At 72.2% G+C, this 6,167-nt stretch carries 2 protein-coding genes; both read left to right on the plus strand.

What is annotated here, in order from left to right; genetic code table 11:
• Positions 1–124: 124 nt before the first annotated feature.
• Positions 125–3,451 carry an ABC transporter permease gene (locus tag AC3EUJ_RS36815; protein ID WP_431969304.1) on the plus strand — a complete coding sequence of 1,109 codons (3,327 nt, stop codon included), beginning with the start codon at positions 125–127 and terminating at the stop codon, positions 3,449–3,451.
• Between the two features lie 274 nt (positions 3,452–3,725).
• A partial coding sequence (locus AC3EUJ_RS36820) for an ABC transporter permease (RefSeq protein WP_431969306.1) occupies positions 3,726–6,167 on the plus strand: 2,442 nt, incomplete at its 3' end.

Raw genomic sequence — 6,167 nt, forward strand, 5'->3', positions numbered from 1 at the left:
GCTATCTCAGTCATGGCGCGCAGCATAGCCAAAGCGGGAGAAAGAGCAACAAAACCATTGGAGTCGGCGGCTGCCAGGCCTCGCATGGCCCCGCCGGAGAATCCGTGAGCGGGGCGGGGCTGGGATGAACGGGTTCGTACTTCTGCGCCTGCGCGCGCACCGTCTCCTGATCGGCGCCGCGGTCCTGTCCGTGCTCCTCACCACCTGCGCCGTGACGGCCCTCGCGGCGTTCAGCGACGCTGTCGGCGAGGCCGGCATCCGGCTCGCGCTCCAGGAGCAGTCCGCCGCCAGGACGCTGATCGAGGTGACAGCCGACGTGGAGGGCGAGGACCGCGCGGCCCTCGACCACGCCGTGCGCGCGGCGGTCGCCGGGGCGTACGACGGTCTGCCGGTCGTGGTGAAGACGGTCACCCGCTCGCGGTCGTACGGGCTGCCGGAGGCGCTGCGGTCATCAGGTCCGGCGCGCGGCGACGACTCGGACCTGACGTTTCTGTCCACGCTGGACCGTGCCCACGTGAGCATGGTGGACGGCGTCTTCCCGGGCAGGCCCACCTCCGGGGGGCCGCTTCCCGTCGCGCTGCCGGAGGCGGCGGCGGCGGCGCTGAAGATCCGCACCGGGCGGCTCGTGACCCTGTCGGACCGGCTCCGCGGTTCCACACTCAGGGTCCGGGTGACGGGGATCTTCCGGCCGGTCGATCCAACGGCGCCGTACTGGCGTGTCGACCCGACAGCGGGACGGGGCGTTCGGACGCTGTCGTTCACCACGTACGGGCCCATGCTCGTCGACCCGCGGGTCTTCGCGTCCGGGGCCGTCCCTGCCGCGGAGATGGCCTGGCAGGCGCACGCTGACTTCTCGGCGATCACGACGGCGCGCTTCGCCCGCGTGAGCGCCGGAGTCCGTGCGGCGACACAGCGTCTGGAACACATGTCGGCCGATGGCTCGATCGCGGCGAGCAGCGAATTGCCCGGACTGCTCCAGGAGTTGCGCAGATCACTTCTGGTCTCTCGGTCGACCCTGCTGATCAGCGCCTCGCAGCTGACACTGCTGGCCGCGTTGTCGCTGCTGCTGGTCGCCCGGATGCTCACGGCGGAACGCGCCGAGGAGACCGCGCAACTGCGGGCCCGGGGTGGCTCACGCAGCCGGGTGGCCGGCCTGGCGGCCACCGAAAGCCTGCTGCTGGTCGTACCGGCCGCGGTGCTGGCCCCGTTCCTGAACCGGCCACTCATGGAGCTGTTGTCCGGGTACGGCGAGCTGGGCCGGACGGGAGTACGACTGGAGGCGCAGCCGGCGACCGCTTGGGGCGTGGCGGCGCTGACAGCCTTGGTGTGCGGGTTGTCCCTTGTCGTGCCCGCGTTGAGAGGACCGGGCTCCTACGCTGGTGAGCAGGCGGCGCGGAGACGGCAGCGCGCACTTCCGGGAGCCGTGCGGGCCGGTGCCGACGTCGGGCTCGGGGTCGTGGCGGTACTCGCGTACTGGCAGTTGTCGCGCAGAGGAGCGACGACGGGGGCGCTGACCACCGACACCGCCGGCGAACTGGGACTCGACCCGGTGCTGGTCGTCGCCCCGGCGATCTGCCTGCTGGCAGGCGCGGTGCTCGCCCTGCGTCTTCTGCCGCTTGCCGCACGGCTCGGAGAACGCCGGGCGGCAAGGGGCCGGGGCCTGTCGGCGTCGCTGGTGGGGTGGCAGCTGGCACGCCGGCCCGACCGGGGGACGTCCCCGGTCCTGCTGCTCGTCCTCGCCCTGTCGATCAGTATGTTCGCGATCGGCGAGAACAGCAGTTGGATCTCCTCGCAGAAGGACCAGGCCGACTTCGCCGTGGGTTCCGACATCCGCGTCACCGGCTCCACGACACCGCCGCTCGGGCAGGGTGGCGTGTACGACCATCTGGCCGGGGTCGCGGCGGTGACACCGTCCTCCCGCACCCAGGTGGCCCTGCCCCGTGAGAGGACGGCCACGGTACTCGCCATGGACACCACGGCGGCGGCCGGGATCATGCGGCTGCGGGGGGACCTGGCGGAACGCCCCCTGGCGGAGACCCTGCGGACGCTGCGTCCCGCGGACGACAGCCGTGCGCGTGACGCCGGGTTCGCGGTGCCGCCCGGTACGGACCGTGTGCGGTTCGCCGTCCGGCTGGAGTCCCGGGACTCCCACGGCCGGGTGAAGCCGAGCAGGGTCGCCGATCGGCTCTGGGCGACCTTCACGGACCGCTACGGGGTGCTGTACACCTTCCATCTCGGCGAAGTGACCGCCGACGGCCGGGCGCACACCCTGTACGCGAATCTGGGCGCCGAGACGGGCCGGGCGCGTGGCGCGGGGCCCGCCGGACCTGTGCGGATCACCTCCCTGAAAGCCGAATACGTCATGCCCCAGTCCGGCGCGCGTCACCGTCTGACGATCGGCACGGTGGACACCGTCGACGGCGAGGGCGGAGTCAGGCACCTCGTGCCGCAGGCCGGCACGACATGGACATCCCAGATCCGCCAGTTCATGGACCTCAGCGATGTCAGGGGGAGCCACAAGGCCGGCTCGCCCGGACAGACTCCCAGGTCCGGCCGGGACACGCTCCTCGCCGTCGACTACGACACAGGTGCGAACTCCGAGCCGTTCCTGTCGTACGCCGCGTCGGTCACGGTGTCCGCGGTCCCGCCGGCTCCCGACACGGTGCCCGCGGCCGCCACCGAAGCCTTCTTGAGGGCCACCAACGCCAAGGTCGGCAGCAAGGTGCTCCTGGACATGGGGGCGACGAAGCTCAGCGTCCGCATCTCGGCGACCCTGAAGGCCCTGCCCACCACCGCGGCTGGGTCTGTTGCCAGTGACGGGGGCGCGGTGCTCCTCGACCTGCGCACCGCGAGCCGGGTCCTGAGCGCCATGGATCTGCCGGGTCTGGAGCCGGACGAATGGTGGGTGGCCGTACGGCCCGACGCGTCCGGCCGGGTCGCAAGCGCACTTCGCGACCGCGGCGACATCTCCTCCGTCATCGTCCGCGCGGAGCAGCGGGCCGAGTTCCAGGACGACCCCCTTGGTGCGGGACCTGTGTCCGCACTGCCCGCGGCCGTGCTCGCCGCGGTCGTACTCGCCCTGGTCGGCTTCGGCGTGTCCGCCATCGGCGCGGTGCGGGAACGGCTGCAGGACCTCGCCAGACTCCACGCGCTGGGAGCCTCGCGTCGGTCGCTGATCCGGGTGGTGGCTGCCGAGCAGGGGATCCTGGTGCTCATTGCGGCGGGCAGTGGCGCGTTGCTCGGCAGCTGGCTCACCAAAATGGTCGTTCCGTCGATCGTGTTGACGACCCGGGCGGAGAGCCCGGTGCCCGGCGTCCTGGTCGAGCTTCCTTCCCGCCCGGTCGGCGCGCTGTTGCTCCTGGTGACAGCCGTGTCCTTGCTGATCGTCGTGTTGATGGCGGGGCGGTTCGCCGACCCGGCTCGGGCTCTTCGAGGCCAGGGGGAGCGATGACCCTGTGCGTGGAAGCGGACGTGGGCCCGCGGCGCCGCGGGGCTCGGCACGCCGCGTGGGCCCTGGCCATCGCGAGCTCACGCGTGCGTGCGCGGGCGCGGTGAGCGCGCCGGTCACGACCACGCGACGGACATCCGGACGCGAGCTGCGGAAGAACCCCAGGCCTTGAAGCTCACGTGTGTGCGAGGTGTGTGTCCCCAGCAGCACCAGGGCGCTTCTCAAGGGCCTTCGACTCCCTATCCGGCAAGGCCGGTGGACCCTTTGAAGGAAACCGATGACCAAGTCCCACGTTCCGCGCGGCGGCGACGTGTCCCTGATCCGCTCCCGGCTGCGGACCGCTCCAGGTGCGGCTCTGGCCATGGCCGTTCTGGTGTTGGGGACCGCCTTCGTGACGGCGATCCTGCCAGGCGCCGTCCAGGCGTACGAGAACGAGGCGCTGCGGCAGAGGCTGTCCCAGGCGTCGGTGGCCGGACGCAGTGTCAGCACCTCGTTCACCGTGGGATGGCAAGGGGTGGGCCTCGTCGCCCCCGCTTCGCTGAAGAGCGACGAGGAAGCCCTCCGGGGCGTTCTCCGGCCTCCGCTGTCCTCCGTCCTCAGGACGCGGGACATGATCAGCGGTCTGCGGTCCGTGACACCCTTCGCGGCCGGCGACAGGGCACTGCCCCGGCCCACGGGGACCGTGGACCCGCAGAGCACCGTGGTCGCCCAATCCGGCCTGACCACTCATGCCCGGCTGGCCGACGGCCGGTTCTACCGCCGATTGAGCGATCCCCACCGCGTCGAGGCAGTGGTCACGGACCGTACCGCCGACACCATGGGACTGCACGCCGGATCAGAACTTCATCTGCGTGACTCACTCGGCTCGGAGCTGATGGTCGGGATCACCGGGATCATCCGCCCTGTTCGGCCGGAGGCGCCCTATTGGAACGCAGAACAGGATCTGCGCGCGCCGAAGCTGAACAGCCGGGCCGGCCCCCGGGGCGGCGACCCCGAGCAGTACTGGCACTTCACGGTGTTCATCCCTCCCGAGGACGCGTCGGGGCTGACCGCGTTCGGCGACGGAGCCACCGTCTACTTCCACCTCCCGGCGGACGCCGGCCTCGTGAGGGTGCGCGACGTCCCAGCGCTGCGCGACCAGCTCGACTCGCTCATGACCGGGCCTGACGCGGCGGAACTGCGCGACACCCGGCCCCACATGGGGGAGATCGCCGAGGACGGCCTGTCGGCGCTGCTGGGTTCCTTCGACGAGCAACGCATGGCGGCCGAACCCCTGGTCCTCGTCGCGACGGTCGGTGTGGCGGCAGTCGCCGGGATCGTCCTCCTGATGGCCGCGGCCCTGCTGGTCGATCGCCGGCGCTCCGAGCTCTCGTTGCTGCGGGCCCGGGGCATCAGCCTGTCGGCGCTCGCCGGCCGGCTGCTGGCCGAGAGCGCGCTGCCGGCGATTCCCAGTGCCGCGGCCGGCGTGCTGCTCGCGCTGACCGTCGTGCCGGCGGAGAACCGCGGGTTGCCGACACTGCTGGGGGCCCTGGTCGGGGCCTTCGCCTGGCTGGCCCCGCCGCTGCGTGCGGTGGCCGTTTCCGCGCGTCCCATGCCCGACCGGCGCGCCGACCTCACGGAGGCACGGCCCACACGGCGGCGCGTCGTGGCGGAGCTGACCGTCACGGTGATCGTGGTCGGTTCGGTGGTGGCGCTGCGGCAACGCGGAACGGCGGACGGCGCCGCGGATGTGCTGACCGCCGCGGCGCCCGTGCTGGTGGCTGTGGTCGCCGCGCTGGTGCTGCTGCGGCTGTACCCCTGGCCGTTGCGGCTGCTGGCGCGGCCTTTCGCGCGGCTCGACGGTGCGGTGCTGCACCTGGGCCTGGCGCGGGCCGGTCGAGCCCCGTCGATGTCGGCTCTGCCGCTCATGGCGCTGCTGGTGGCGCTCGCGCTCACCTCCTTCGGTGGGTCCGTCCTCGCCGGTGTCGAGACGGGCCGCGACAGGGCCGCCCTGCGGGCGGTCGGCGCCGACGCACGCGTCGACTCGTCGACCGGGCTGCCCGCCGCCCTGGAGTCACGAGTACGCGAGGTCCACGGCGTGCGGGATACGTCGGCGGTGCGGATCGAGAGGGGCTTGTCGACTTCGTCCGGTGTGAGGTACAGCCTGGTCATCGCGGATCCCGCACAGTACGGACGCGTGGTGTCGAGCACCGGCACGGGCGCTTCGTTCCCGTCGCTTGCCCGCCGCGGCCGGGAGCCCTTGCCGGCGGTGGTCTCGCCGGGTCTTGCTCGTGCCTTCAAGCAGGGCGTGATGAATGTGCGTTCTTCCGCGGGCCGGACCCCGGTACGGGCCGTCGCCACCCGGGACGCCACACCGGCCCTGGGTACCGGCGAGTTCGTCGTCGTCTCCGCGACGGACATGGCACGCGAGCACCCCCGGGCGGCCCGGCGACTTTCGGCTCCCACGACCCTGCTCGTCACAGGATCGGACCTGCGGGGTCCGCAATTGCGTGCCGTCGTGCGGCAGGCCTCGCAGCCCGCGCAGGTCACGCTCCGGTCAGAGGAGCGGGCGTCCTACGGCGTCTCAGCCCTGCAGTCCGGTGCTCAACACGTCTACCAGGCCGCGATCGCCACCAGCGCCGGCTACGGCGTACTGGCCTTGCTGCTGTCGCTGCTGCACAGCGCGCCGCAGCGCAAGGCGCTGCTGGCGCGGCTGCGGACGATGGGCATGACGGGCCGC

The sequence above is a fragment of the Actinacidiphila sp. bgisy160 genome, from assembly GCF_057707815.1.